Below are 26,652 nucleotides of genomic sequence, written 5' to 3'. Positions count from 1 at the left end.
CAAGCTCGAGCGTTGGACGCGCCGGATGCCGCACTGCAGCGTCTGTGCGGTCGGTATCTCGATCGGCAAGAGGCCACTGGCACAGCAACACCTTGAGCAATTCCAAATCAATGACCAATCTGCACTGTGGGACTGATGCAGGGTGACACTTGGCAAACTTCTTCTGGACAAGAACGAAGCATGGCGTGGCCCAACCGGCAAGGCGGTCAAGAAATGACGCCAGAGAAATTATAAAGGCCCTTTTCTTGCTGACCGTCTCCTGCGCCGGTTGGGCATTGGAGCAGCTCGCTCGTCTCGCCAAAGATGGCGAGCCACGGAACGAAACGGTGCATCAGGCCTGCCAAAGTCGCCAACGCACTCGAAGCCGGCGTTGGAGAGTTCGGCACGGTCGGCGAACCAGCCACGTTTCGACCGCCCGCGACAGCAATGTCTTCAAGGATGCTACGGTGTCGGTGACGGTCTGCCTGTCCATTAGGCAACGGCACGCTGAGGCAGAATGTTGACCGAATTCAAGACGTTTGTTCAGGCGACGGGATATCCAACGATCTGTCCGAACAGGCGTCGTGCCGACCTCAATATTACATCACGTAGCGAAGGTTGAGGGCCGTGAAGGAACTCTACACCCGCGCGGGTCAATGAGAAATGCATGCAGGCGTCGAAGCCGGAACTGTTTTCCTCAACCAGATCCATCTCCCAGGCCTCACTGAGACCCGGCAAGTTGGCCTCCATTTCCTCGGAGTCGGACACCGGGTATCGCGCCCATGCCTCAACGGTCAGAAGTGCATCTCGAATTTGTGTCATACAAGTATCGCAAGTCCCAGAAAGTTGTTGGTCGATCAACAATTACTCAACATACTTGGACTTTATTGTCGAGTGACTTGAAAGTGACATATGGACTATTTTTGGGGATTTCGCCTAGAAAGGCAGTAAAAAAACGACTCACCGGACAATCGTGCGTGCAATTCTGTTCTTACTTGCCGAGTTCGGATCGCACTTAAATACTTGGAGCTACTTTCGCAGTGAGGTAACGGCGGGCGAAAGTCGAAGCATTGCGGCACATATGATCCATATGGCGGAGCACTATTTCTTCAAGAAAACGGTTTTCTGCGGTTCGCAATCGGGTAGATAATGTCGATCGACAGATGCGAAGAATGCAGATCCTCAAGTGGCTCGCGGCTGCGGCCACCCTGGTTACCGCCACTGAAATCACAGCGTACGATTCCATTATCACAATCGGCTGCGGCAGAGTTAATGAGCGGACTGGTCTGGATTTCGGAAACAGGGCCCGCTTGGCCGCGGACCGGCTAAGAATCAGCAAAGTCGCTGACTTTCGGGCTCGCGGTCGAGTGGACCCCTCCGGGAACCGGTAATGGCGGAGACCCGGCGCGGGCCTCCTGTAGCCCGATTGCCAGGTCTCCTGCCGTAGCGGGGAGGGGTGTTCTACGGCTCTGTAACCTTGAACGGCTTTAGTTGAGTCGGTCCATTTCAATGAACCGGTAAGGATAATAGCTGGTAAATATCCACCGTATGCGTTTCGATCCGAGGCATCGTTACAATCTGGGATCTCCGATACCAAATGAAGGCAGTGTTTTGCCACGCGCCGGGAAGGAATGGCATCTTTGTCGCCGATTCGAGGCTTCAGTCTGTCGTTTTTCAGGCTTCCATGAGCTTCCCAACGGCCCTCAACGCCCTAACTTTCCGGGTTGTAAAAAGGAGGTTGCCATGGCCGATTCTGCCAATCAGACGGTGCCGACGCGCAGAGTGTTGCGCGGCCGGCCTTACAGCATAAGCGAATTCGCCCGGAAATACCGTTTGGATGAAAAGGAGGCCAAGCGGCTTTATGAAAAATTCGGACCGTCGGCGACCGAGCTCGATCTTCTGATGGCCGCCAAGCGCAAGCCGCCGACGCTGCCCCTGGATTTCGACGCCTGATGAAAATGCGCACTGGGGGCTGCCTTTGCGGCGCCGTCAGATATGACGTGAAGGGCGAGCCGCTTCGCTCCGGGCTCTGTCACTGTACGGACTGCCGGAAGGAGAGCGGCTCGGCCTTCGTCACGTTCGCCGTATGGCCGCGCGCGGCATTCGAGTATTCCGGTTCGGTTGCGACATTTGAGGGCCGCAGCTTCTGTCCGGCATGCGGCGGTCGGCTCTTTTGTCTTACCGACAAGGAGGCGGAACTCCGGCTTGGATCTCTCGATGATGCGCCGATGGAAATCCCGCCACTCTACGAGATCTGGATCAAACGCCGCGAAAGCTGGCTTCATCCGCTGCGGGCGACCGACCAGTATCAGGAAGATGCCGGCTAAAGCGGACTTTCATTACCAAGATTTAATTGCGCTTTTCCGTCATTCCGTGCGAATGCGCCTCTAACGCTAATTTCCGGTTCATCTTCGTTATGACTATCTGGGTGGCAAACGGAGCAGGCGCTTCTCTTTTCGACTTGAGGCTTTTATGGACGATTCCGGAACCGGCAGGAAGGCTGCAGCAGCCGATATTGATCTTGCTGCCGTCCTGGCGGCCTCCGCCAAGGGCGGCAAGGGCAGCCGCTGGCGCGGCCGTCTTGTCGCCGCTGCAGCATTGATTGCGGTCGCTGGGACCGTTGGCTTTTTTTACAACGGCCGCAGCGCCACCGGATACAGCTATGAGACGCAGCCTGCAAAGCGCGGCGACTTGACGGTTCTCGTGACGGCGACCGGCTCGGTGCAGCCGACCGAGCAGGTCGATATCTCGAGCGAACTCTCCGGCACCGTGCGCGACGTCAATGTCGATTACAACAGCGAGGTCAAATCCGGCCAGGTGCTGGCAGTTCTCGATACGAACAAGCTGGAGGCCGATGTGAAGAGCTCGCGTGCGAAGCTCGATTCGGCCAAGGCGAATGTGCTGAAGGCGAATGCCGATCTGCTGTCGGCGCAGGTTTCGCTGGAGCGCTTGAAGAGCCTCGTCAGAGGCAGCGTCTCGACGCAGCAGAGCCTTGACGATGCGACCTACAAATACGAGTCCGCCGTAGCCACAAAGCAGATCAACGAGGCGGAAGTGCTATCTGCCGAAGCCGACCTGCGGCTCGCCGAGGTCAACCTTGCCAAGGCCAAGATTGTTTCGCCGGTCGATGGCGTCATCCTGACCCGCTCTGTCGATCCGGGTGCAACCGTCGCCGCCTCGCTTTCGGCGCCGGTTCTCTTCACCATCGCGGGCGATCTCAGGAAGATGGAACTGCAAGTCGATGTGGACGAGGCCGATGTCGGCCAGATTGGCGTCGGGCAGAAGGCGACCTTCACGGTCGACGCCTATCCGAACAAGTCCTTTCCCGCCGAGATCGAGCAGATCCGCTTCGCCTCCGAGACGACCAACAATGTCGTCACCTACAAGGCCGTGCTTTCCGTCGACAACGCTGATCTCCTGCTGCGCCCGGGCATGACGGCAACGGCGGATATTACCGTCGAGGCCGTCAAGGAAACCCTGATGGTGCCGAATGCTGCTTTGCGCTACGCGCCGCCAGAAGCCGAATCGCGCGCCAACCGCGGCATCTTCGGTCTTTTCCGGCCGCCGCGTATGGGGCCGCGCTCCGGCGGCAACGGCAATGAAGCGCTCACTGGCGCTAAACGTCGCGTGTGGGTGTTGCGCGAAGGCCGCCAAGTGCCTCTCGTCATCCAGGTTGGTTCCTCGGACGGTCAGTTCACACAGGTCACGGCCGGTGAGCTCAAGGAAGGCGATGCGCTTGTCACAGACGCCACGACACGGGCGCGATAGGCGGGCGAATGATGACCAGTCCGCCGCTTCTCGAATTCAGGCAGGTATCGAAGATCTACGGTCACGGCGAGGCGGCGATCCGCGCGCTCGACCATGTCGATCTGCGGATTGGGACCCATCAATTCGTCGCGATCATGGGTCCATCGGGCTCGGGTAAGTCGACAGCGATGAATATCCTCGGCTGCCTCGATGTTCCGAGCGCCGGCGACTACGTCTTCCAGGGCATTTCGACGACCGGTTTCGATCGAAATCAGCTAACGCTGCTGAGACGCCATATGCTGGGCTTCGTTTTCCAGGGGTTCAACCTTCTCGCGCGGACATCGGCGGTCGAGAATGTAGAGTTGCCGCTGATCTACCGCGGCGTCGCAGCGGGGGAGCGCCACCGGCGCGCCAAGGAAGCGCTTGGCTTGGTCGGACTGACGGGGCGCGAGCACCATAAGACGCAGGAGCTTTCCGGCGGCCAGCAGCAGCGCGTGGCAATCGCCCGCGCGATCGTCACCGAACCAGCCCTGTTGCTTGCCGACGAGCCGACCGGCAATCTCGACACGAAAACCAGCGCCGAAATCATGGATCTGATGACGCGGCTGAACCGGGAGCAGGGCATCACGATCGTCATGGTCACGCATGAACCCGACATCGCGGCCTATGCACAGCGCATCCTCCGTTTCGTCGATGGAAAGCTCGAAGCCGAGGTCGTGCATCAGGGCGAGGCGGATCATGTTTCTTGAAACGCTGAAACTTGCGCTGCGCGCCATCAGCCGCAACATCCTGCGTTCTTTCCTTACCGTGCTTGGCGTCGTCATCGGCGTTGCCGCCGTTATCGCATTGGTGACGATCGGCAACGGTACCACCGAGCAGGTCTCCGCGGAGCTCTCGCGGCTCGGGACCAACATGCTCTTCGTGCGTCCGGGCCAGTTCGGTCCGGGGCGCGCGAGCTCCGAGGCGAGACGGTTTACCGTCAAGGATGTCGATGCGATCCGCGATCAGCTAAATGGCCTGCGTGCAGTCGCGCCGCTCAACCAGACGACGGTGACGGCGATCTACGGTGGCCAGAGTCACTCGACTACCGTCATGGGCACGACAAACGACTATTTCATCGCGCAGGACTGGGACATGGCCCTCGGCCGCACCTTCGAGGCGGCGGAAGAGCGCGGGCGCGCGCGCTGCATCCTCGGCGAGACGGTACGATCGCAGCTTTTCGGCGCGGCCAATCCGACAGGGCAGCAGATCCGCGTGGGCAAGGTGTCCTGCGGCGTCATCGGCGTCCTGGCGAAGCGGGGGCAATCGGGCATGGGCAATGACCAGGACGACGTCGTTATCATGCCCGTAAAGATCTATCAGCGCCGGATCGGCGGCAGGGCCAACGCCAATGTCCAGATGATCGTCATTTCGGCGCGCGACGGCGTTTCGACCTCCAAGGTTCAAACGGAGACCGAGAACCTGCTGCGCGAGCGCCGCAAGATCATTCCGGGTCGCGAAGACGATTTCAACGTTAACGACATGACGCAGATTGCCGAAGCCATGACGGGTACGACGACATTGCTGACGGGATTGCTCGGCGCTGTCGCCGCAATCAGCCTTCTGGTCGGCGGGATCGGCATCATGAACATCATGCTAGTGTCGGTCACTGAACGCACGCGGGAGATCGGCATCCGGCTTGCGATTGGCGCATTGGAGACGCAGGTACTGTTGCAGTTCCTCGTCGAGGCAATTGCGCTGTCGCTCTTCGGCGGCATCACGGGCATCGTATTCGGATTAGGCATCGGCTTCACTGCGGTGACGCTCTTGAAGGTTCCCTTCGTCGTGAGCCCGCTGATGATCGCCGTCGCCTTCGTCTTCTCGGCTGCAATCGGCATGATCTTCGGCTATTTTCCGGCGCGAAGGGCAGCGCAGCTCAATCCGATCGAAGCCTTACGGCACGAATGAACAGGCCGGGTGATGCCCGGCCTTGGAACACTCCAAGTGCCGATTGATCAGAACTTCGGCAATTCCGGGCGGTTCGCCAGGGCCTTTTCAATCACGCCGACGACGCGCTGGCGCGGTTCGCCGGAAAGCGGCAGACGAGGGGCGCGGACGCGGTCGTTCGACCGGATGGCGTAGACTTCCGCAAGCTTGATGTTCTGGACGAGGAAGGTCGACACATCGAGGTCGAGCAGCGGCCGGAACCAGCGGTAGATGGCACGCGCTTCATCAAGGCGGCCCGCCTGGACGAGCCTATAGATCGCGACCGTTTCCTTCGGGAAAGCGACGACGAGACCCGCGACCCAGCCGTGCGCACCCATCAAGAGGCTTTCGAGCGCCAGGTTGTCGACGCCAGTAAACACATCGAAGCGTTCGCCGAAGGTGTTGAAAACGTCTGTTACGCGGCGAATATCGTCGGTCGATTCCTTCATGGCGACGACGAGATCGTTCTTCGCCAGCTCTTCGAACATCGGGATCGTGACGTCTACGCCATAGGCGACCGGGTTGTTGTAGACCATGATCGGCAGGCCGCCGGCTGCGGCAATTGTCTGGACATGCGTCAGCGTTTCTTCCGGAGCCGATTTGTAGGGCACGCCCGGCAAGACCATGAAGCCGCTCGCGCCGGCCCTTGCTGCGGCCTTGGCGGCAGCTGCGCCGCGCTTTGTCGAGCTTTCGCAGATCGTCATCAATACTGGCTTCGAGCCCGCAGCCGAGCGGGCGACTTTTAGGATTTCCAGTTTCTCTTCCGGCTCGAGCGTCATGTTCTCGCCGAGCGAGCCGCAGACAATGATGCCATCGACACCTGCGTCGGCCTGAAGGCCGAAGCAGCGTTCCATTTCGGCAAGATCTAGCTCGCCGCTCTCAGTGAACTTCGTCGTTACTGCAGGAAATACGCCGCGCCACATGTTCGCCTCCTTGACTCTGATATATCACAGCAGCTTGCCATTCGATTTACGCCGTGTCAATATCTGATATATCAGAATGAGGTATGGAACATCGAATGCAGAGTTCACAAAGCCATCTGGCCTATCTAGCACTTGAGCACGCGATTGTGACGCTGGTGTTGAAGCCGGGCGCGCTGGTGACCGAAAAGCAGCTGATCGATATTGCCGGTCACGGCCGTACGCCGGTGCGCGAAGCGATCCAGAAGCTTGCCTGGCAGGGCCTCGTCGTTGTGAGGCCGCGGGTCGGGCTGCAGGTGGCGGAGATCAAGCCGGACGATCATGCAAATGTCATGCAGGTGCGCAGGGAACTGGAGCCTATTGCTGCGTCGCTGGTGGCGGAGCATGCGACGGACGAGCAGCGGGGGGAGCTGATCAACTGCGCCCGCACAATGACCAATTGCGCGGTCAACGGCGATCTTGCTGCCTTCTTCGCTGCTGACAAGGCATTCGATGAGCTTCTCGAAGAGGCTTGCCCGAACAGGTTCATCACTGCAGCGCTCGGGCCTGTGCAGACACATTCACGCCGTCTCTGGTATTCGACTGCCACTCCGGATCGGATGGACCGCTCGATCACGCTGCATGTCACGGTTATTCGCGCCATCCACCAGGGCAAGGCGGAAGCGTCGCGGCAGGCAATGGCGGCCTTGATAGACTATCTCAGCCACGAATGAAAAACGGCCCCGTCTCCGGAGCCGTTCAATCAACCAGAAACTGTCAGCCGACGAAGGCGCGTTCTATGACGAACTCGGCCGGCTTGCTGTTGGCGCCTTCTTCAAAGCCTGCCTTTTCGAGCAGTTCCTTGGTGTCCTTCAGCATGGCGGAAGAGCCGCAAATCATGCCGCGGTCGATTTCCGGGTCGAGCGGCGGAACGCCAAGATCGGTAAAGAGCTTGCCCGAGGAGATCAAGTCGGTAATGCGACCGCGATATTCGAACTCCTCGCGGGTAACCGTCGCATAGTGACGCAGTTTGTCGCCGACGATCTCGCTCAGCAGTTCGTCGTTGCGGATCTCTTCTATCAGATCGAAGCCGTACTTCAGTTCTGCGACCTCGCGCGTCGTGTGGGTGAGGATCACTTCCTCGTATTTTTCATAGGTATCCGGGTCGCGGATTAGGCTTGCGAAGGGCGCGATGCCCGTCCCGGTCGAGAACATGTAAAGCCGCTTGCCAGGCGTCAACGCGTCGAGCACCAGCGTGCCCGTGGGCTTCTTGCGCATCAGAACCTGGTCGCCCGGCTTGATGCTCTGGAGATGCGATGTGAGCGGGCCGTCAGGCACCTTGATCGAGAAGAATTCGAGTTCTTCGGCCCAGGCCGGACTTGCGATGGAATAGGCACGGAAAATCGGCTTGCCATCGACCATGAGGCCAATCATCGCGAATTCGCCGGAACGGAAACGGAATCCCTGCGGCCGGGTCATCGTGAATCGGAAGAGCCGGTCCGTATAGTGCGTGACGCTCAGCACCGTTTCGGCATAGACATTTGCCGGAACGGCGGAGGCGAAATCATCGGTCTTGGCTGGAGCGTTCATTCGGTATCGGATCCCGTATTCGTCGCATGATCGGTCTGATGCGAGGCAAATATTACAAATACGCTGGAAATTAAAGGCATTCCATTCTCTGCGACGCTATCAGTAGGAAATATGCATATCATTGTCATGTATCAACGCCAGCATGATCTCGTAGTTTTTGCGCTGGCGAAGCGGGGCAAAGGATGCATATTAGGCCAAAACGCTGGCGGCAGGTTTTAAGCGGCGGCAGGCGGTACGGGGAAACATGAAGATTTTCAACTACAAGCGCGTTCCTTATGCAGAAATACGCGCCTTTTCCGTCCACATTTTGACGGCGTCCGGCTCCTTCCTCGCATTTCTCGGCGTGGTCGCCGCTGCCGAACACCGCTTCATCGACATGTTCTGGTGGTTGGGCCTTGCTCTGCTCGTCGACGGCATTGACGGTCCCATCGCTCGCAAGGTACGGGTGAAGGAGGTGCTGCCCAACTGGTCGGGCGACACGCTCGACAATATCATCGATTACGTGACCTACGTACTTCTGCCGGCTTTCGCACTGTACCAGAGCGGCATGATCGGTGAACCCTGGTCTTTTGCCGCGGCCGGCATGATCGTCGTGTCGAGCGCCATTTACTATGCCGATATGGGCATGAAGACCGAGGAGTATTTCTTCTCCGGCTTCCCTGTCGTCTGGAATATGATCGTCTTTACGCTCTTTGTCATCGACGCAAGCGCTGCGACCGCCCTGACGGTGGTGATCGTCTCTGTGATCCTTACCTTCCTGCCAATCAATTTCTTGCATCCCGTGCGCGTCCAGCGTCTGCGCCTTGTCAATCTTGGCGTTTTCTTCTTCTGGTCGGCGCTCGGCATGTATTCGCTGCTGATGCACTTCAGCATGCCTCAATGGGCCATCGTTCTCTTCGTGATCAGCAGTGTCTATCTCTATTGCATCGGTGCCGTACTGCAGTTCTTCCCGGCGCTTGGACGCAGCCAATAGGAGGCGATTATGACAAAGACGCAGGCGATTGCTTTCAGCCGCAATGGCGGTCCAGAAGTTCTTCAGTATGTCGATGTCGATTTGCCGCCGCCATCGGCCGGCGAGGTGCAGATAAGGCACGCTGCAATCGGCCTCAACTTCATCGACGTGTATTTCCGCGATGGAACCTATAGGGCAGCGCATCTGCCGTTCATCGCCGGGAAGGAAGCGGCGGGCACCGTGATGGCGATCGGACCCGGCGTCGACGATTTCGCAGTCGGCGACAGGGTTGCCTATGCCGGTGCCGACGGCGCCTACAGCGTCGAGCGAAACGTCGAGACCAAGCACCTTGTCAAGGTGCCGAACGGAATCAGTCTGGAAACAGCAGCCGCGATGATGCTGAAGGGCATGACCGCCGAATATCTGCTGAACCGGACATTCAAGGTCGGTCGTGAAACGGTTTTGCTTTTCCACGCCGCCGCCGGCGGCGTCGGCCTCATCGCAGGGCAGTGGGCAAAGACGCTGGGCGCAACCGTGATCGGTACCGCCGGCTCGGAAGACAAGGTGAAGGTCGCTCTCGAGCATGGCTACGATCACGTCATCAACTACAGGACCGATAATTTCCTCGACCGCGTTCGTGAGGTCACCGGCGGCAAGGGCGTGGACGTCGTCTATGACTCGGTCGGCCGCGATACGTTCCCGCAATCGCTCGACTGCCTGAAGCCGCGAGGCATGTTTGTCTCCTTCGGCCAATCCTCTGGCGCTATTGAGAACTTCACAATGGCGATGCTGGCGCAGCGGGGCTCGCTTTATGCAACGAGGCCGACGCTTTTCACCTATATCGCCACGCGCGATGAACTGACCGCCTGTGCAAACGCGCTATTTGATATTGTGCTAAGCAGCAAAGTGCGTATCAATATCAACCAAACCTATCCGTTGAGTGAGGTGGGACGGGCTCACGCGGATCTGGAAACAAGAAGAACTACGGGAACTACGCTGCTGATCCCATAACGATCCGGAACGGAAAGGTCGGCAGAGAGAAATGAGGGGAACGTGTCGTCATTGAATGCGCTGCCGTCCGGTGCGCTACTGTCGGTCCGGAAACTGACGAAGCTCTTCGGCAGCTTTACCGCTTGCAACGAAATCGATCTCGATATCACTTCGGGCGAAATCCACGCGCTTCTCGGAGAGAACGGCGCAGGCAAGTCCACTCTTGTGAAGATGCTGTTCGGCGTTTTGGAGCCGACGGCGGGCGATATACTCTGGGATGGAGAACCGGTTGCGATTGTTGCGCCTGGAGAAGCCCGCAAGCTCGGCATCGGTATGGTCTTCCAGCATTTTTCGCTCTTCGAGGCCCTGACCGTCGCCGAAAACATCGCGCTGTCGCTCGATGACAAGATTCCGATCGGCCGGATTGCTGAGGAGGCCAGGGCATTGTCGCGCGCTTACGGGCTGCCGCTCGATCCGCATGCCCATGTAGCCGACCTTTCCGTCGGGGAGCGCCAGCGCATCGAAATCGTCCGCGCGTTGCTGCAAAATCCAAAGCTGATCATCCTAGACGAGCCGACTTCGGTTCTGACGCCCCAGGAGGCCGACAAACTCTTCGAAACGCTCTTCAAGTTGAAGGCGGAGGGCCGCTCGGTGCTCTATATCAGCCATCGCCTCGAGGAGGTGCAGCGCATTTGCGATCGCGCAACCGTGCTTCGCCACGGCAGGGTTACCGGTGCCTGCGATCCGAAGCGGGAGACAACCGGTTCCCTCGCCAGAATGATGGTCGGCTCCCACGTGGCGAGCGTGAGTCATCCCGACCGCGGCAATGTCGGGGACGTTCAACTTGCAGTATCGAGCCTTTCAGTTGCTGCGCGCACGCCCTTTGCCACACCGCTCAGGGATGTGTCGCTTGCGGTCCGCTCAGGCGAAATCCTGGCGATTGCCGGCGTTGCCGGAAACGGGCAGGGCGAGCTTTTTGACGCCTTGTCGGGCGAATATCCGGTGGCGCAGCCTGAGGCGATCATGATCCGCAGGAAGCCTGTCGGCACGCAGGGCATCACCGCCCGCCGCCTGCTCGGAGCGGGTTTCGTCCCCGAAGAGCGCCACGGCCACGCCGCAGTTTCAGCCATGAAACTTTCGGATAATGTGGTGCTCGCGCGCAGCCAGTCGGATCGCAGGGCCTTCCTCGGCGGCGGCTTTCTCAAGGTCATCCGGCGCGCAGCGGTGAGGAGTGCGGCAAAACGCATTTCGGAAAGCATGGATGTGCGAAAGAGCGGTGAGGATCCCGCCGCAGCGGCGTTGTCAGGAGGCAATCTTCAGAAGTTCATCGTCGGCCGGGAGCTCGATCGCCAACCGGCGGTCCTCGTTGTCAATCAGCCGACCTGGGGCGTCGACGCGGGAGCTGCGAGCCACATTCGTCAGGCTCTCGTCGATCTCGCACGAGCCGGCTCTGCCGTCCTCGTCATCAGTCAGGACCTCGACGAGATATTTGAAGTCGCAACCGATATCGCCGTCATCTCGGAAGGGCGTCTCTCGCCGCCGTTCCCGGCCGGCGAACTGACCCGCGAGCGGATCGGCATCCTGATGGGCGGTCTGCATGAAAGCAGGCCTGCCGCGGAGGCCGGCGATGCGCATTGAACTCGAAAAACGGCCGCAGGTCTCGAAACTCTTCGGATTCGTTTCACCGCTCCTGGCGCTAGTGCTGACGCTGATTGCAGGCAGCATCATGTTCGCTCTGCTCGGCAAGGATCCGGTGGGGGCGCTGGACGCCTTCTTCGTCGAACCCTTGCTTGAAGTCTGGTCGCTGCACGAACTGGCGATCAAAGCAGCGCCGCTCATCCTCATCGCAGTGGGCCTTTCGGTTTGCTATCGCTCGAACAACTGGAATATTGGTGCCGAGGGCCAGTTCACCATCGGCGCTATCGCAGGCTCGATTCTGCCGATCGTCTTCTACGATTGGCATTCGCCGCTTGTGCTTCCGCTGATGCTCATCATGGGCGCCACCGGCGGTGCGCTCTTCGCCGCCATCCCGGCACTCCTGAAGGCTCACTTCAATACCAATGAAATTCTGACCTCGCTGATGTTGGTCTATATCGCCCAGCTTTTCCTCGACTGGCTGATCCGCGGCGCCTGGCGCGATCCGAAGGGTTTCAATTTTCCCGTTTCGCGGGACTTTGCTCCGGAAGCGGTCCTTCCTGCTATTTGGGAAGAGTCGGGGCGCGCGCACTGGGCCTTCGTTCTCGCGATCCTGGCGGCGATCCTCATCTGGTTCATGATGCGTTATACGCTGAAGGGCTTCGAGATCGTGGTGCTTGGCCAGTCCGAGCGGGCAGGGCGCTTTGCCGGCTTCTCCTCGAGGCGGATGATCTGGTTCAGCTTTCTGTTGTCCGGCGCGCTTGCCGGTCTCGCCGGCATTTGCGAAGTGTCTGGTTCGATCGGCCACTTGCAGCCGGCCATTTCGCCGGGTTACGGCTTTACTGCGATCATCGTCGCCTTTCTCGGACGCCTCAATCCCCTCGGCATCACTGCCTCCGGCCTAGTGCTGGCGCTCACCTATCTCGGCGGCGAGGCGGCACAACTCTCGATCGGAGTGTCCGACAAGGTGACGCGTGTCTTCCAGGGGCTCCTGCTCTTTTTCGTGCTCTCGTGCGACACGCTGATCTTCTACAGGATCAGGATCGTCTGGTCGCGGGTGCAGGCTGTCACCGGAAAGGTGGCGCAATGATCTTCGAAGCGATATTGCTGACCGTCATCACGGCCGCCACGCCTCTCGTGATCGCTGCATTCGGTGAACTCGTGACAGAGCGCGCCGGTGTCTTGAACCTGGGCGTTGAGGGAATGATGATTATGGGCGCCGTCGGCGCCTTTGCGGCAGCCCAGGCCACCGGATCGCCATATATCGGGCTGCTGGCCGGAATCGCGACCGGCGCAGTGTTCTCGTTTCTCTTCGGCTTCCTGACGCTGACGCTGGTTACCAACCAGGTCGCGACCGGTCTTGCGCTGACGATCCTCGGGCTTGGAGCCTCCGGGATGCTCGGCGAGGGCTATGTCGGCATCCCCGGGATCAAGGTTCCGCAGGTCTACATTCCCTATCTTTCCGAGATCCCCTTCATCGGACCGGTGCTTTTCCATCAGGACCTGGTTTTCTACCTGTCGATTGTGCTCGTAATCGGCATCAACTGGTTCCTCTTCAAAAGCCGCAGTGGCCTGAAACTGCGGGCAATCGGCGACAATCACGGTTCGGCACACGCGCTCGGCATCGATGTCATTCGTACCCGCTACCTGGCGGTCATGTTCGGCGGCGCCTGTGCCGGGCTTGCCGGCGCGCAGCTTTCGCTCGTCTATACACCGCAATGGGTGGAAAACATGGCGGCGGGGCGCGGCTGGATCGCGCTTGCGCTCGTCGTCTTTGCGTCTTGGCGGCCATGGCGAGTGCTTGCGGGAGGCTATCTGTTCGGTGCGGTATCGATCGGTCAGCTTCATGCGCAGGCCTTTGGGATAGGCATTCCCTCGCAGTTTCTTTCGATGCTGCCCTATGCCGCGACTATTGTCGTTCTCATCATCATTTCTCATAATCGGCGCACGACGTTGATCAACACGCCGGCATCGCTTGGCAAGGCCTTCGTGCCTGACCGGTGACGCATAACAACAGACGGGTTTCAAAACTCCCAACCAACAGGGGCTAAAATGAAGAAACTAGCACTCGCACTTGCGGCAACCGCTGCGCTTGTCATCAGCGTCGGCTCGACCGCACAAGCCGCAGACAAAACCAAGGTCTGCTTTATCTATGTCGGCACCCGCACGGACGGCGGCTGGACGCAAGCCCATGAAAACGGTCGCCTCGAGGTCGAAAAGGAATTCGGCGACAAGGTCGAAACACCTTACCTCGAAAGTGTTCCGGAAGGCCCGGACGCCGAGCGCGCGATCGAGCGTATGGCCCGCTCCGGCTGCTCGCTGATCTTCACCACCTCGTTCGGCTTCATGGATGCCACCATCAAGGTGGCCCAGAAGTTCCCGAAGGTGAAGTTTGAGCATGCAACCGGCTTCAAGGCAGCGGAGAACGTCGCGACCTACAATTCGCGCTTCTATGAGGGCCGCTACATTCAGGGCCAGATCGCCGCCAAGATGTCCAAGAAGGGGCTGGCTGGCTACATCGCCTCGTTCCCGATTCCGGAAGTGGTGATGGGGATCAACGCTTTCGAACTCGGCGCCAAGTCCGTCAATCCCGACTTCAAGCTGAAGGTCGTATGGGCCAACACCTGGTTTGACCCTGGCAAGGAAGCCGACGCCGCCAAGGCACTGATCGACCAGGGCGTCGACATCTTGACACAGCACACCGACACCACGGCGCCGATGCAGGTTGCCGCCGAACGCGGCATCATGGCTTTCGGTCAGGCATCTGACATGATCAAAGCAGGTCCGAAGACCCAGTTGACGGCAATCGTCGACACATGGGGCGCTTACTATATCAAGCGAACAAGGGCGCTGCTCGAAGGTACCTGGAAGTCTGAACAGATCTGGGATGGCCTGAAGGACGGCATTCTGACCATGGCGCCCTACACGAACATGCCAGACGACGTAAGGAAGATGGCCGAAGAAACCGAGGCCAAGATCAAATCCGGCGAGCTGCATCCATTCACCGGCCCGATCAACAAGCAGGACGGAACGCCGTGGCTGAAGGATGGCGAGAAGGCCGATGATGGCACGCTGCTCGGCATGAACTTTTACGTCCAGGGAGTCGACGACAAACTGCCGCAATAAGATCGCTGTCCTTGGCAGTTGCAAGGCGCTTCCTCTGGGGAGCGCTTTTTTCGTGCCGCCGTAAAAATAATAATTTACAAAAGTAATACTATATGATTTTTTCTCTCCTGCGCCGCGAGGAGCGGCATTTGGGAGAGACAATCATGAAATTGAAAAATGCACTTTTGAGTGCCACGGTTCTGGCTGCCTGCATGTTCGGTTCAGCGTCTGCAGCTGAGCTTGTCGTGGGCTTTTCGCAGATCGGGTCGGAATCCGGCTGGCGTGCCGCTGAGACGACGGTGACGAAGCAGGAAGCTGAGAAGCGCGGCGTTGATCTGAAATTTTCGGATGCCCAGCAGAAACAGGAGAACCAGATCAAGGCGCTGCGTTCCTTCGTTGCACAAGGCGTCGACGCGATTTTCCTCGCTCCCGTCGTCGAGACCGGCTGGGACGATGTCCTCAAGGAAGCCAAGGAAGCCGAAATCCCGGTTATCCTGCTCGACCGTACCATCAAGGCTCCGGATGACCTCTATTTGACGGCTGTGACCTCCGACCAGGTTCATGAAGGCAAGGTTGCGGGCGAATGGCTCGTCAAGAATGCCGGCGACAAAAAGTGCAACATCGTCGAGCTGCAAGGCACCACCGGTTCCTCCCCGGCTATTGCCCGCAAGAAGGGCTTCGAGGAGGCGCTTGCTGGCCATGACAACTTCAAGATCGTCCGCAGCCAGACCGGCGACTTCACCCGCGCCAAGGGCAAGGAAGTCATGGAGAGCTTCCTGAAGGCTGAAAACGGCGGCAAGGACATCTGCGCGCTTTATGCCCACAACGACGATATGGCCGTTGGTGGCATTCAGGCGATCAAGGAAGCCGGCTTGAAGCCCGGCAAGGATATCCTCGTCGTCTCGATCGACGCCGTTCCGGACATCTTCCAGGCGATGGCGGCAGGCGAGGCCAACGCGACGGTCGAGCTTACGCCAAACATGGCCGGGCCGGCATTCGATGTGCTTGAGGCCTACCTAAAGGACAAGAAGGAGCCGCCGAAGTGGATCCAGACGGAATCGAAGCTCTATACGCCGGCTGATGATCCGATGAAGGTATACGAAGCCAAGAAGGGCCTCGGTTACTAATTGACACTGTAGCCGCACCGGCGCTCATGGCCGGTGCGGCGCTGCCCGTTCGAACGGAACATCATGCCCATCAAGTGCAAGGGCATGGGCGGTCAATATCTGGAAAATATCGAGCCATGATTCACGAATTCGAGAACGTTCTCGTCGCGTCCGGAATATCGAAATTCTTCCCCGGCGCCGTGGCGTTGGACAGGGTCGATTTCACGCTTCGCAAGGGCGAGGTCCATGCGCTGCTCGGCGAAAACGGAGCCGGCAAATCCACACTCATAAAATGCCTGACCGGCGCCTATCGCCGCGACGATGGAAGACTGGCGCTCGAGGGCAGCGAGATCGATCCCACAGACACGCTGGCGGCACAGAGGCTCGGCATCGGGACTGTTTATCAGGAGGTGAATCTCCTGCCGAATCTCAGCGTCGCCGAAAACCTTTTCCTTGGCCGTCAGCCGCTGCGTTTCGGCATGATCGACACGCGTGCAATGAACCGGATGTCGCGTGAGCTACTGGCGCAATATGGCCTGGACATCGATGTCACGGCACAGCTCGACCGCTTCTCCGTCGCCGTCCAGCAGGTGATCGCCATTGCCCGTGCAGTCGATCTTTCCGGCAAGGTTCTGATCCTTGACGAGCCGACGGCGAGCCTTGATACGCACGAAGTCGCGATGCTTTTCAATGTCATTAATGACTTGAAGAGACGTGGATTAGGCATTGTGTTTATTACACATTTTTTGGAACAGGTTTACGCGATCAGCGACCGGATCACGGTGCTTCGCAACGGCAGGCTTGTCGGCACCCGGGAAGTGGCGGAACTACCGCGGCAGGCGCTGATCCCGATGATGCTCGGCCGCGAACTGGCACAGACGGAAGAGGCCGCAAAGGAACGCACGACCGTTGCAGGCAGCGTCAAATATCGCTTCGAGGGCTATGGCAAGCGTGGCAAGGTCAAGCCTTTCGATCTCGACATTCGCGTGGGCGAAGTCGTCGGCATAGCCGGCCTGCTCGGTTCGGGACGGACAGAGACGGCAGAACTTTTCTTCGGCATAGAGAATGCCGACAGTGGCAGGGCGGTGATCGATGGCAAGGTCGTGGCGCTGTCGAGCCCGCGCGCTGCAATCGGGCACGGCTTCGGGTTCTGCCCGGAGGACCGCAAGACCGACGGGATTATCGGCGATCTGTCGATCCGCGAGAATATCGCGCTGGCGCTTCAGGCCCGCCGCGGCTGGGCGAGACCGCTATCGCGCGGCGAACAGAACGCTCTTGCGGACCAATATATAAAGGCGCTCGATATCCGCACGACCGACCGCGAGAAACCGATCCGGCTGCTTTCGGGCGGCAACCAGCAGAAGGCCATCCTCGCGCGCTGGCTTGCGACCAATCCCGATTTTCTGATCCTCGACGAACCGACGCGCGGCATCGACGTCGGTGCCCATGCGGAGATCATCCGGCTGATCGAGGAGCTTTGTGCAAAGGGCATGTCGCTGATTGTGATTTCATCTGAATTGGAAGAGCTTGTCGCCTATAGTTCACGCGTCGTCGTCCTTCGCGACCGCGAACACGTTGCCCAGCTTGCTGGGGACCGCTTGACTGCATCCCACATCATCGACGCGATCGTCGCGGCTGAACAGAAAATGGAGGATGCATGAATTCCTCTCTGAAGGCGCTTTCCATACGCCTGGCACCGCAATTGATTGCGCTGGCCGTCATTCTTTTGTTGAATTTCATCATGTTTCCGCAGTTTTTTAATGTCGTCGTTCAGAATGACCGCCTCTATGGCAGTCTGATCGACGTCCTGAACCGCGGCGCGCCCGTTGCCCTGCTCGCCATCGGCATGACGCTGGTGATCGCGACGAAGGGAATCGATCTTTCCGTCGGCGCCGTCATTGCCATCTGCGGTGCGGTTGCCGCATCGTCGATCGTCTCCGGAAATCCGCTGGCATACACGCTGATCACCACACTCTGCGTCGGGCTGCTATGCGGTGTTTGGAACGGCTTTTTGGTGGCGATCCTGAATATCCAGCCGATCATCGCCACGCTTGTGCTAATGGTCGCCGGACGCGGCATCGCGCAGTTGATCACCGAAGGGGTGATCATGACCTTCAATGATCCGGGTCTGATATTTTTCGGCAGCGGCTCCTTTGCGTTTTTGCCGATGCCCGTCGTGATCTGGCTGATCGCGGGCGCGTTGGTAATCCTGCTCGTGAGGCGGACAGCACTTGGAATGCTGATTGAATCGGTCGGGATAAATCGCCGTGCCAGCACGCTTTCAGGGGTTCGTACGCCCGTTCTTTTGATGGCGGTCTATATGCTGAGCGCGCTCTGTGCGGCGATCGCCGGCATTATCGTGGCCGCCGACATCAAGGGTGCTGATGCCAACAATGCCGGTCTCTGGCTGGAGCTCGATGCGATCCTTGCGGTGGTCGTGGGCGGTAATTCTCTCCTTGGCGGGCGCTTCAGCATCCTCGGCTCGCTGATCGGGGCAATGATCATCCAGGCAGTCAATACCGGTATCCTGCTGTCCGGTTTCCCACCGGAATTCAACCTGATCATCAAGGCCGTGATCGTCCTGATCATTCTCATCATCCAGTCGCCTGCGCTGCAATCGGCCGCAGTCTTCTTCAGCCGCAAGCCGGAAGCCAGAGCGGAGCTGTCGAAATGAACTCCAGATACCTGCCGCTCCTGGCAACCATCGTCATCTTCGTCCTTTCCTATGCTGCCTGCGCGCTGCAGTACCCGAACATGCTCTCGACCCGCGTCGCCGGCAATCTGTTGACCGACAACGCTTTCCTGGGAATAGCCGCAGTCGGCATGACCTTCGTCATCATTTCGGGTGGTATCGATCTTTCGATCGGCTCGGTCATCGCCTTTACCGGCGTGTTCCTTGCCGTCGTGCTGCGGGACACCTCAATTCATCCGCTTGCAGCCTTTGCGTTGGTTCTCGCCATCACCACCGCCTTCGGTGGACTGATGGGCGCGGTGATTCATTACTTGAAGATGCCGGCTTTCATCGTGACGCTTGCAGGCATGTTCCTGGCACGCGGCATGTCCTATGTGCTTTCGATCGACAGTATCCCCATCGACCACGATTACTATTCGACGCTGACCGGCATTTACTATCGGTTGCCGGGCGGCGGACGCCTGACGCTGGTCGGCGGGGTCATGCTGCTGGTTTTCATCGCCGGCGTCTTCATCGCCCATCGCACCCGCTTCGGAGCGAATGTCTACGCGCTCGGTGGCGGCGTCCAGACGGCGGAGTTGATGGGTGTCCCGGTCGGCCCGACGACCATCCGGATCTACGCGCTCTCTGGCTTTTTGGCGGGCCTATCCGGAATCGTTTTTTCGCTCTATACGTCTGCCGGATATTCTCTGGCGGCGGTCGGTGTCGAGCTTGACGCCATCGCGGCGGTGGTCATTGGGGGGACACTTCTGACCGGGGGAGCAGGATTCGTAGCGGGAACCTTCATCGGTCTCCTGATACAGGGGCTCATTCAGACATATATCACCTTCGACGGGACGCTCTCGAGCTGGTGGACGAAAATCCTGATCGGCCTTTTGCTATTTGCGTTTATCCTGATGCAAAAGGCCATCCTGTTCTTGTCCAGTTTGAACAAGAGGTACGCCTGACGGAGGACTTGTTGCGCAACCGATTGCTTGAGACACGAAGGACCGGTCGGAAGACCCGCACGAGCCACGCGCAGGTCGTGGACGAGCTTGGCAAGGCCATCGTTGCCGGAACCTATCCGGTCGGCTCGATTTTGCCCGGTGACGTCGAGCTTGCCCAACGCTTCAAGGTCTCCCGCACCGTCCTTCGCGAAACGATGAAGACGCTTGCAGCCAAGGGAATGGTTGTTGCCAAGGCCCGTGTCGGCACGCGTGTGACGGAGAAGAACCTCTGGAACATGTTCGACAGCGAGATCATCGCCTGGCACTTCGACCACGGCGTCACCGAAGAATTCCTGCTTCAACTCTACGACATCCGCCTGGCGGTGGAACCTTTCGCCGCGGGCCTTGTGGCAGAACGTGCAAACGCCGATGACATCGCGACGCTGCGTGCACTGGCGCTCGATATGGCTGCGCCCGGTCACACGACGGAGAGCCTTGCGCTCGCCGACCTGAGATTCCATCTCGCTGTCGCGGATGCTTCCCACAACCCATTCATGCGCACGCTCGGAAGTTTGATCGAGGCCGCCCTCGTAGGCATGTTCCGACTCAGCACGCCGCCATCGCAGAACGGTTTCGCCAACATCGCCGACACGCATATGCGCATTGTCGATGCGATCGTCGCCGGCGACGTTGCCGGCGCCCGCAAGGCGATGGAAGATGTTATCGTTGAAGGCCGCGAACAAGTGCGTGACGCCTATGCGGCCTTCTCCGAGGTTTCCGCCTGATCTAATTTGATCTTTGTCGCAGCTTCGCCTTGCTGCTATGAGGCAGAGCTGAACAACGGATTCCCGGAGCTGCCCCATGGAACGCACCTGCCTTGCCGTCATTCTTGCCGCCGGCGACAGTACACGCATGAAATCCTCGAGATCGAAGGTGCTGCATCCGGTCGCCAACCGGCCGATGATCGCACATGTCGTGGACGCCGTGGCGAAGGCCGGCATTTCGTCGGTCGCTCTCGTTGTCGGTCGTGATGCCGACGAGGTCTCGAGGGCCGCCAGAATCGGGGGCGTCGAGGTCGAGGCACACTTGCAAAAGGAGCGCCTCGGAACTGGACATGCAGTTCTTGCAGCACGCGAAGCGATTAGCCGCGGCTATGACGATATCCTGGTAACCTATGGGGATGTCCCGTTGCAGACCGAGGGGCCGCTGAAGGCGGCGCGCCAGAAACTGGCGGAGGGCAGCGACATCGTCGTCATCGGCTTCCATACGAGCAAGCCCACAGGCTACGGCCGGTTGCTCGTCAAGGATGGCGAATTGTTTGCGATCCGCGAGGAGAAGGATGCGACCGATGCGGAGCGCGCCGTCACATGGTGCAATAGCGGCCTGATGGCGATCAACGGCCGCAAGGCGCTCGATCTTCTTGCGCGCGTTGGAAACGGCAATGCCAAAGGCGAGTACTATCTCACGGACCTCGTCGAGATTGCCCGCTCGCTCGGCGGTCGGGTAACGGCCGTCGATGCGCCGGAAGTGGAAATGACAGGCTGCAACAACAGGGCCGAGCTCGCGGCGATCGAACGGTTCTGGCAGGAGCGCCGCCGCCACGAATTGATGATCTCCGGCGTAACGATGATCGCCCCCGAAACCGTTTTCCTGTCCCACGACACGGTGATCGGCCAGGACGCGCTGATCGAGCCGAACGTCGTTTTCGGTCCGGGCGCGGTGATTGACGGCGGCGCGGTGATTCATGCTTTCTCCCATATTGAAGGCGCGCATGTGAGTGCCGGTGCGACGGTCGGCCCCTTTGCACGCCTGCGGCCGGGCGCCGATCTCGGCGAGAGATCGAAGGTCGGCAACTTCTGCGAAGTGAAGAACGGGCAGATCGGTGAGGGCGCCAAAGTCAATCATCTGACCTATATCGGTGATGCGGTCATCGGTGCCGGGGCCAATATCGGCGCGGGCACGATCACCTGCAATTATGACGGCGTGAACAAGCACGAGACCCGAATCGGCGCCAACGCCTTCATCGGCTCCAACAGCGCGCTGGTTGCTCCGGTCAGCATTGGTGACGGCGCCTATATTGCGTCGGGCAGCGTCATCACCCACAATGTTCCTGCCGAGGCGCTCGCTTTCGGCCGGGCGCGCCAGGAAGTGAAACCGGGGCGCGCCACGTCGATCCGCGAGCGCGCACAGGCGATCAAGGCCGCAAAGCAAGCCAAGGCTGAGTAACGGCCGGAAATCGAAAGTGACCGGCTGACCGATTGAGAAACAACAGAAAATCGCTAGGACTTGCTCGTTATTTTCGAAGCGTTGGGGATTGTTCATGTGCGGTATTGTGGGGATCGTCGGCAGTCAGCCGGTCGCGGAACGTTTGGTCGATGCGCTGAAGCGGCTCGAGTATCGGGGTTACGATTCGGCGGGCGTCGCGACGATCCACGGTGGCGTGATGAGTCGCCGCCGCGCCAAGGGCAAGCTCTTCAATCTCGAGAAGTGCCTCGACCTCGAGCCGCTGCCCGGTACGACCGGCATCGCCCATACGCGCTGGGCAACGCACGGCGTTCCGAACGAGACGAATGCGCATCCGCATTTCGTCGAGGGCGTGGCGGTCGTTCACAACGGCATCATCGAGAATTTCTCGGAGCTTCGTGACGAGCTCAACGCAGATGGTGCCGTATTCGAAAGCCAGACCGACACCGAAGTCGTTGCCCACTTAATGGCGAGATACCTGCGCGAAGGACTTGAGCCCCGCGCTGCAATGCTGAGGATGCTGAACCGCGTGACAGGCGCCTATGCGCTGGTCGTCATGCTGCAAAGCGATCCGGGCACGTTGCTGGCAGCGCGCTCCGGCCCGCCCCTTGCCATCGGTTTCGGCAATGGCGAAATGTTCTTGGGCTCGGATGCAATCGCTCTATCGCCCTTTACCAACGAAATCACCTATCTCGTGGACGGCGACTGCGCGGTCATCACCCGCGACGGTGCGACCATCGTCGATTTCTCCGGAAACCCGCTAAACCGCCCGCGGCAGATATCGCAGGCGACGGCCTATGTCGTCGACAAGGGTAACCATCGTCACTTCATGGAGAAGGAAATTTATGAGCAGCCGGAAGTTATCTCCCACGCGCTCAGCCACTATATGAATTTTGCCGAGAACACGATTGGGTCCAATGCGTCGGAGATCGATTTCAAATCCGTCAGCGGCCTCGCGATCTCGGCCTGCGGCACCGCCTATCTCGCCGGTCTGATCGGAAAGTACTGGTTCGAGCGCTACGCTCGTCTGCCGGTCGAGATCGATGTCGCCTCGGAATTCCGCTATCGCGAAATGCCGCTGCAGCCGTCGCAGGCGGCACTTTTCATCTCGCAGTCCGGGGAAACTGCGGACACGCTGGCCTCGCTCCGCTACTGCAAGGACAACGGTCTGAAAATCGGCGCCGTGGTCAATGTGCAGGAATCGACGATCGCGCGCGAATCCGATGCCGTCTTCCCGATCATGGCCGGTCCTGAAATCGGAGTTGCTTCGACGAAGGCCTTCACCTGCCAGCTGGCCGTCCTCGCGTCTCTGGCGATCGGCGCGGGCAAGGCGCGCGGCACCGTAAGCGCCGATGAGGAAAAGGGGCTTGTCCGGCAGCTTGCCGAAATGCCGCGCATCATGAGCCGCGTGCTGAACCTCGTCCAGCCGCAGATGGAAAGTCTCTCGCGCGAACTCTCCAAGTGCCGCGACGTGCTTTATCTCGGCCGCGGCACCAGCTTCCCCCTCGCGATGGAAGGTGCGCTGAAGCTCAAGGAAATTTCCTACATCCATGCGGAAGGGTATGCGGCGGGCGAATTGAAGCACGGCCCGATCGCGCTGATCGACGAGAACATGCCGGTCATCGTGATCGCGCCTTACGACCGGTTCTTCGAAAAGACCGTTTCGAATATGCAGGAAGTCGCAGCCCGCGGCGGCCGGATCATCTTCATCACCGACGAAGCAGGTGCTGCTGCCTCCAAGCTGCCGACATTGGCGACGATCGCGCTTCCGAACGTCCCTGAGATCATCGCGCCGATGATCTTCTCGCTGCCGATCCAACTGCTCGCCTACCACACCGCCGTCTTCATGGGCACGGATGTCGACCAGCCACGAAACCTCGCAAAATCGGTCACGGTTGAGTGAATCGGAAAGCCGCCTGAAGGCTTGTGAAAGGGGCCGAATTCTGGCAGCTTCGTTCCAGGTGCGGGGGTGCGCGTGATCACGACAGCCGGTAGATTCAAGGGAGTTCATCGCGAGCGATGACGCACAAACTGCCCCGATTGCCGATAGCGACCCGCATGAGAAACAACTTCCTCGCGGGCCTCATCATCTGTGCTCCGATTGCGATCACGCTGTGGCTGACGTGGTCCGTCGTCCGGTGGGCCGACAGCTGGGTGAAACCCTACATTCCGGCGCGCTACGACCCGGACAGCTACCTGAACTTCGCAGTACCCGGCTCTGGCCTGGTGATCGCGATGATCTTCATCACCATCATCGGTTTTCTCGGCAAGAACCTTATCGGCCAGACAATCGTGCAGTTCGGCGAGTCGGTGGTACGGCGCGTGCCGCTGGTGCGCAGCATCTACAAGAGCGTGAAGCAGATATTCGAGACGGTGCTGGAGGAACGCAGCAATTCCTTCAAGAAGGTGGGCCTCATCGAGTATCCGAGCCCAGGCCTTTGGGCGCTGGTGTTCATCGCAACGGATGCAAAGGGCGAAATTGCTTCGAAGTTCAATGCGATGGGCCAGGATATGGTGAGCGTGTTTCTGCCGCCGACGCCAATACCGACCGCCGGCTTTTTGATCTTCGTGCCGCGCGAAAAGATCGTCGTGCTCGACATGAGTGCGGAGGACGGCGCCAAGCTGCTCGTCTCCGGCGGCCTCGTAGCGCCAGACTTTCCGGCCAAGCCGTCCAAGGAACCGGCGGTTCCGGGAAAACCGAGACTTTTAGCCCGCGCGAAGAAAGCGGATCGCTTCGTCGCGCCGGAATAAATAGAGCAGGGTGCGGAACGCGAAACCGCGTTCGCTCGTGAGTTCCGGGTCGCGCTCGATCGCATAGGCGGCATCCCTTCGGGCGATCTCCAGAAGATCGGCGTGCGCTTCGAGGCTCGCGATCCGGAAACCGGGCGTGCCGGATTGGCGGGTGCCGAGCAGTTCGCCTTCGCCGCGCAGCTTCAAGTCTTCTTCTGCGATCCGGAAGCCGTCCTCCGTTTCCCGCATGATTGACAGACGCGCATGACCGGTCTCGCCGAGCGGACCTTTGTAGAGCAGGATGCAGGTCGATGCTTCGTCACCGCGTCCGACGCGGCCGCGAAGCTGATGGAGCTGCGCGAGACCGAAGCGTTCGGCATGCTCGATCACCATGATCGTCGCATCCGGCACGTCGACGCCCACTTCGACGACGGTCGTCGCCACCAGCAGCCTGAGTTCGCCGTTCTTGAACGCCATCATCACGGCGTCTTTCTCCGCTCCGCTCATGCGGCCGTGGACGAGGCCGATGCTGGGTCCAAGCGTCGAGACCAGCGTCGCATGCCGCTCTTCGGCTGACATGAGATCGAGCTCTTCGGATTCCTCGACCAGCGGGCAGATCCAATAGGCCTTCTTGCCTTCGGCAAGCGCGCTTTGCAGCCGCTCTATGATTTCCCCGGTCCGTTCGCTCGGTATCGTGATCGTCTGGATCGGTTTGCGGCCGGCAGGTTTCTCGGTGAGCTTGGAGACATCCATGTCGCCGAACGCGGCGAGCACCAGCGTGCGCGGAATGGGAGTTGCCGTCATCACCAGCATGTGCGGGGAAATGCCCTTGGCCGTCAGCCGCAGCCGCTGGTGAACGCCGAAGCGATGCTGCTCGTCGACGACTGCCAGCATGAGTTTTTTGTAATTGACGCTCTCCTGGAAGAGCGCATGCGTGCCGATGATGACTTGGGCTTCGCCGGAAGCGATGCGTCCGAGGATATCGTCGCGCTCACGTCCCTTGGTGCGGCCCGTCAGTACCTCGATAGCGAGACCAACAGAAGCGGAGAATTTTGAGATCGTCGCATGGTGCTGACGCGCGAGAATCTCGGTGGGAGCCATCAGAACGGCCTGTCCGCCACACTCGATCACCGCGGCCATGGCCATCAGGGCCACCAGCGTCTTACCGGAGCCGACATCGCCCTGCAGCAGCCGCAGCATGCGGTCTTCGCCAGCCATGTCCTTCAGGATGTCGGCGATTGCTTCCATCTGGCTGCGCGTGGGCGAAAAGGGCAGCGTCTGCAGGATCCTGCCGCTGATTTCGCCGGTGGCATGGACCGGCTGCCCGGCGACCTTGGTAAGCCGTTGGCGTACCAGCGCCAGCGACAACTGTCCGGCGAGGAACTCGTCATAGGCAAGCCTTCGCCGGGCAGGGGCTTGCGGATCGACGTCTGTCGGATCGCGCGGTTCATGCAGCATACGGAAACTGTCGGCGATCGAAGGCAGCCCCTGTGCCTGCGCCAGTGAAAGATCGATCCATTCCGGCAGTTCCGGCATTCGCAGCACCGCCGCCTCGATGATCTTGTGCAGCGTCTTCGGTGAAAGCCCGGCGGTCAGCGGGTAGACCGGCTCGACGAGCGGCAGGCTCTCCGTATCGCCTGCCTTTACGATGTAGTCCGGATGCACGATCGTTGCCCGACCGTTAAACCAGTCGATCTTGCCGCTGACGGTGACCTCCTCGTCGATCGGAAGCTGTTTGTCCAGCCACGCGGCCTGTCCGCGGAAGAAGACGAGGCTGAGTTCGCCAGTCTCGTCGTGCAGGAAGACGCGGTAGGGAATATTGCTCTTGCCCCTCGGCGGGGGCTGGTGCCGGTCGACCCGCGCGGTGATCGTCACGATCGAACCTTGCGGCGCGCGCGCAATTTTCGGCTGGTTGCGCCGATCGATCAGCGAATGCGGCGCATGGAAGAGCAGGTCGATGATCCTTGTGTCGTCCGGTGTCTCGCGTCCAAGCAGCTTCACCAGCAGCTCGGCAATCTTCGGGCCGACGCCCGAAAGAGCCGAAACGGGGGAAAACAGCGGATCGAGGATGGTGGGGCGCATGCTGCAAAAT

Annotated in this window: 23 protein-coding genes; 20 read left to right on the top strand and 3 right to left on the bottom strand. The window is 59.8% G+C overall.

Going from position 1 to position 26,652, the window contains the following annotated elements:
• Nucleotides 1–1,722 precede the first annotated feature (1,722 nt).
• The 5 genes from EV130_RS26540 (at nt 1,723) to EV130_RS26520 (ending at nt 5,673) form a co-directional block, all read left to right on the top strand.
• Nucleotides 1,723–1,932 carry a hypothetical protein gene (locus EV130_RS26540; protein WP_022715550.1) on the top strand — a complete coding sequence of 70 codons (210 nt, stop codon included), beginning with the start codon at nt 1,723–1,725 and terminating at the stop codon, nt 1,930–1,932.
• Nucleotides 1,932–2,306 (top strand): GFA family protein, encoded by a 375-nt coding sequence (locus tag EV130_RS26535; protein ID WP_132552564.1) that lies wholly within the window; start codon nt 1,932–1,934, stop codon nt 2,304–2,306. The genes EV130_RS26540 and EV130_RS26535 overlap by 1 nt, the downstream gene beginning before the upstream one ends.
• Nucleotides 2,307–2,451: 145 nt before the next feature.
• Nucleotides 2,452–3,747 (top strand): efflux RND transporter periplasmic adaptor subunit, encoded by a 1,296-nt coding sequence (locus EV130_RS26530; protein WP_132662209.1) that lies wholly within the window; start codon nt 2,452–2,454, stop codon nt 3,745–3,747.
• A gap of 11 nt (nt 3,748–3,758) precedes the next feature.
• Nucleotides 3,759–4,475: an ABC transporter ATP-binding protein gene (locus tag EV130_RS26525; protein WP_132552641.1), complete on the top strand. Its 717-nt coding sequence runs from the start codon at nt 3,759–3,761 to the stop codon at nt 4,473–4,475.
• A complete protein-coding gene (locus EV130_RS26520; protein ID WP_132662207.1) occupies nt 4,465–5,673 on the top strand; it encodes an ABC transporter permease in 1,209 nt (402 codons plus the stop codon). Before EV130_RS26525 ends, EV130_RS26520 begins: the two co-directional genes overlap by 11 nt.
• 47 nt (nt 5,674–5,720) lie before the next feature.
• On the opposite strand, the gene EV130_RS26515 is transcribed toward EV130_RS26520, so the two are convergent.
• Nucleotides 5,721–6,614, bottom strand: a complete 894-nt coding sequence (locus tag EV130_RS26515) for a dihydrodipicolinate synthase family protein (RefSeq protein ID WP_132552562.1) — start codon at nt 6,612–6,614, stop codon at nt 5,721–5,723.
• A 95-nt stretch (nt 6,615–6,709) separates the two neighbouring features.
• Between EV130_RS26515 and EV130_RS26510 the strand changes: the two genes are divergently transcribed.
• Entirely contained in the window at nt 6,710–7,324 is a 615-nt protein-coding gene (locus EV130_RS26510) for a GntR family transcriptional regulator (protein WP_132552561.1), read from the top strand.
• A 43-nt stretch (nt 7,325–7,367) separates the two neighbouring features.
• Here EV130_RS26510 and EV130_RS26505 read toward each other — a convergent pair whose 3' ends face one another.
• Entirely contained in the window at nt 7,368–8,180 is an 813-nt protein-coding gene (locus EV130_RS26505; RefSeq protein ID WP_074061231.1) for a ferredoxin--NADP reductase, read from the bottom strand.
• Nucleotides 8,181–8,424: 244 nt separating this feature from the next.
• Here EV130_RS26505 and pcsA point away from each other — a divergent pair, with 244 nt between their 5' ends.
• The 14 genes from pcsA (at nt 8,425) to EV130_RS26435 (ending at nt 24,581) form a co-directional block, all read left to right on the top strand.
• Nucleotides 8,425–9,153 (top strand): phosphatidylcholine synthase, encoded by a 729-nt coding sequence (gene pcsA, locus EV130_RS26500; protein ID WP_074061232.1) that lies wholly within the window; start codon nt 8,425–8,427, stop codon nt 9,151–9,153.
• 9 nt (nt 9,154–9,162) lie between these two features.
• Nucleotides 9,163–10,143 carry a quinone oxidoreductase family protein gene (locus EV130_RS26495; RefSeq protein ID WP_132552560.1) on the top strand — a complete coding sequence of 327 codons (981 nt, stop codon included), beginning with the start codon at nt 9,163–9,165 and terminating at the stop codon, nt 10,141–10,143.
• 51 nt (nt 10,144–10,194) lie between these two features.
• On the top strand, nt 10,195–11,760 hold the full coding sequence (locus EV130_RS26490) for an ABC transporter ATP-binding protein (RefSeq protein ID WP_132662345.1): 1,566 nt from the start codon (nt 10,195–10,197) through the stop codon (nt 11,758–11,760).
• Complete coding sequence (locus tag EV130_RS26485) at nt 11,750–12,847, top strand: ABC transporter permease (RefSeq protein ID WP_132552559.1); 1,098 nt, start codon at nt 11,750–11,752, stop codon at nt 12,845–12,847. Before EV130_RS26490 ends, EV130_RS26485 begins: the two co-directional genes overlap by 11 nt.
• Nucleotides 12,844–13,761 (top strand): ABC transporter permease, encoded by a 918-nt coding sequence (locus EV130_RS26480; protein ID WP_132662205.1) that lies wholly within the window; start codon nt 12,844–12,846, stop codon nt 13,759–13,761. Before EV130_RS26485 ends, EV130_RS26480 begins: the two co-directional genes overlap by 4 nt.
• Nucleotides 13,762–13,809: 48 nt before the next feature.
• Nucleotides 13,810–14,883 carry a BMP family ABC transporter substrate-binding protein gene (locus EV130_RS26475; protein WP_132552557.1) on the top strand — a complete coding sequence of 358 codons (1,074 nt, stop codon included), beginning with the start codon at nt 13,810–13,812 and terminating at the stop codon, nt 14,881–14,883.
• 143 nt (nt 14,884–15,026) lie between these two features.
• A complete protein-coding gene (gene ytfQ, locus EV130_RS26470; protein WP_074061238.1) occupies nt 15,027–15,989 on the top strand; it encodes a galactofuranose ABC transporter, galactofuranose-binding protein YtfQ in 963 nt (320 codons plus the stop codon).
• A gap of 116 nt (nt 15,990–16,105) precedes the next feature.
• Nucleotides 16,106–17,629: a galactofuranose ABC transporter, ATP-binding protein YtfR gene (ytfR, locus tag EV130_RS26465; RefSeq protein ID WP_132662203.1), complete on the top strand. Its 1,524-nt coding sequence runs from the start codon at nt 16,106–16,108 to the stop codon at nt 17,627–17,629.
• The gene (locus tag EV130_RS26460; RefSeq protein ID WP_074061240.1) at nt 17,626–18,642 is read left to right on the top strand and encodes an ABC transporter permease; all 1,017 of its coding nucleotides are present in this window, start codon (nt 17,626–17,628) and stop codon (nt 18,640–18,642) included. The genes ytfR and EV130_RS26460 overlap by 4 nt, the downstream gene beginning before the upstream one ends.
• Nucleotides 18,639–19,607: a galactofuranose ABC transporter, permease protein YjfF gene (yjfF, locus tag EV130_RS26455; RefSeq protein ID WP_074061241.1), complete on the top strand. Its 969-nt coding sequence runs from the start codon at nt 18,639–18,641 to the stop codon at nt 19,605–19,607. Before EV130_RS26460 ends, yjfF begins: the two co-directional genes overlap by 4 nt.
• Nucleotides 19,608–19,618: 11 nt before the next feature.
• The gene (locus EV130_RS26450; protein WP_074061242.1) at nt 19,619–20,371 is read left to right on the top strand and encodes a FadR/GntR family transcriptional regulator; all 753 of its coding nucleotides are present in this window, start codon (nt 19,619–19,621) and stop codon (nt 20,369–20,371) included.
• 76 nt (nt 20,372–20,447) lie between these two features.
• Nucleotides 20,448–21,812: a bifunctional UDP-N-acetylglucosamine diphosphorylase/glucosamine-1-phosphate N-acetyltransferase GlmU gene (gene glmU, locus EV130_RS26445; protein ID WP_132552554.1), complete on the top strand. Its 1,365-nt coding sequence runs from the start codon at nt 20,448–20,450 to the stop codon at nt 21,810–21,812.
• Nucleotides 21,813–21,906: 94 nt separating this feature from the next.
• The gene (glmS, locus tag EV130_RS26440) at nt 21,907–23,733 is read left to right on the top strand and encodes a glutamine--fructose-6-phosphate transaminase (isomerizing) (RefSeq protein WP_132552553.1); all 1,827 of its coding nucleotides are present in this window, start codon (nt 21,907–21,909) and stop codon (nt 23,731–23,733) included.
• Nucleotides 23,734–23,849: 116 nt separating this feature from the next.
• Nucleotides 23,850–24,581 (top strand): DUF502 domain-containing protein, encoded by a 732-nt coding sequence (locus tag EV130_RS26435; RefSeq protein ID WP_074061245.1) that lies wholly within the window; start codon nt 23,850–23,852, stop codon nt 24,579–24,581.
• Here the strand turns inward: EV130_RS26435 and recG are convergent.
• Nucleotides 24,537–26,642: an ATP-dependent DNA helicase RecG gene (gene recG / locus EV130_RS26430; RefSeq protein WP_132552552.1), complete on the bottom strand. Its 2,106-nt coding sequence runs from the start codon at nt 26,640–26,642 to the stop codon at nt 24,537–24,539. The genes EV130_RS26435 and recG overlap by 45 nt on opposite strands.
• Nucleotides 26,643–26,652 lie beyond the last annotated feature (10 nt).

Source organism: Rhizobium azibense, from assembly GCF_004342325.1.
GTDB classification, from domain to species: Bacteria; Pseudomonadota; Alphaproteobacteria; order Rhizobiales; family Rhizobiaceae; genus Rhizobium; species Rhizobium etli_B.
The sequence above is the reverse complement of the archived record's forward strand: the minus strand, read 5'-3'. Positions and strand labels throughout refer to the sequence as shown.

What these genes read in the sequence shown, in the direction of transcription:
- EV130_RS26540 (WP_022715550.1), top strand. Translation starts at nt 1,723, where the DNA reads ATGGCCGATTCTGCCAATCAGACGGTGCCGACGCGCAGAGTGTTGCGC.
- EV130_RS26535 (WP_132552564.1), top strand. Translation starts at nt 1,932, where the DNA reads ATGAAAATGCGCACTGGGGGCTGCCTTTGCGGCGCCGTCAGATATGAC.
- EV130_RS26530 (WP_132662209.1), top strand. Translation starts at nt 2,452, where the DNA reads ATGGACGATTCCGGAACCGGCAGGAAGGCTGCAGCAGCCGATATTGAT.
- EV130_RS26525 (WP_132552641.1), top strand. Translation starts at nt 3,759, where the DNA reads ATGACCAGTCCGCCGCTTCTCGAATTCAGGCAGGTATCGAAGATCTAC.
- EV130_RS26520 (WP_132662207.1), top strand. Translation starts at nt 4,465, where the DNA reads ATGTTTCTTGAAACGCTGAAACTTGCGCTGCGCGCCATCAGCCGCAAC.
- EV130_RS26515 (WP_132552562.1), bottom strand. Translation starts at nt 6,614, where the DNA reads ATGTGGCGCGGCGTATTTCCTGCAGTAACGACGAAGTTCACTGAGAGC.
- EV130_RS26510 (WP_132552561.1), top strand. Translation starts at nt 6,710, where the DNA reads ATGCAGAGTTCACAAAGCCATCTGGCCTATCTAGCACTTGAGCACGCG.
- EV130_RS26505 (WP_074061231.1), bottom strand. Translation starts at nt 8,180, where the DNA reads ATGAACGCTCCAGCCAAGACCGATGATTTCGCCTCCGCCGTTCCGGCA.
- pcsA (WP_074061232.1), top strand. Translation starts at nt 8,425, where the DNA reads ATGAAGATTTTCAACTACAAGCGCGTTCCTTATGCAGAAATACGCGCC.
- EV130_RS26495 (WP_132552560.1), top strand. Translation starts at nt 9,163, where the DNA reads ATGACAAAGACGCAGGCGATTGCTTTCAGCCGCAATGGCGGTCCAGAA.
- EV130_RS26485 (WP_132552559.1), top strand. Translation starts at nt 11,750, where the DNA reads ATGCGCATTGAACTCGAAAAACGGCCGCAGGTCTCGAAACTCTTCGGA.
- EV130_RS26480 (WP_132662205.1), top strand. Translation starts at nt 12,844, where the DNA reads ATGATCTTCGAAGCGATATTGCTGACCGTCATCACGGCCGCCACGCCT.
- EV130_RS26475 (WP_132552557.1), top strand. Translation starts at nt 13,810, where the DNA reads ATGAAGAAACTAGCACTCGCACTTGCGGCAACCGCTGCGCTTGTCATC.
- ytfQ (WP_074061238.1), top strand. Translation starts at nt 15,027, where the DNA reads ATGAAATTGAAAAATGCACTTTTGAGTGCCACGGTTCTGGCTGCCTGC.
- ytfR (WP_132662203.1), top strand. Translation starts at nt 16,106, where the DNA reads ATGATTCACGAATTCGAGAACGTTCTCGTCGCGTCCGGAATATCGAAA.
- EV130_RS26460 (WP_074061240.1), top strand. Translation starts at nt 17,626, where the DNA reads ATGAATTCCTCTCTGAAGGCGCTTTCCATACGCCTGGCACCGCAATTG.
- yjfF (WP_074061241.1), top strand. Translation starts at nt 18,639, where the DNA reads ATGAACTCCAGATACCTGCCGCTCCTGGCAACCATCGTCATCTTCGTC.
- glmU (WP_132552554.1), top strand. Translation starts at nt 20,448, where the DNA reads ATGGAACGCACCTGCCTTGCCGTCATTCTTGCCGCCGGCGACAGTACA.
- glmS (WP_132552553.1), top strand. Translation starts at nt 21,907, where the DNA reads ATGTGCGGTATTGTGGGGATCGTCGGCAGTCAGCCGGTCGCGGAACGT.
- EV130_RS26435 (WP_074061245.1), top strand. Translation starts at nt 23,850, where the DNA reads ATGACGCACAAACTGCCCCGATTGCCGATAGCGACCCGCATGAGAAAC.
- recG (WP_132552552.1), bottom strand. Translation starts at nt 26,642, where the DNA reads ATGCGCCCCACCATCCTCGATCCGCTGTTTTCCCCCGTTTCGGCTCTT.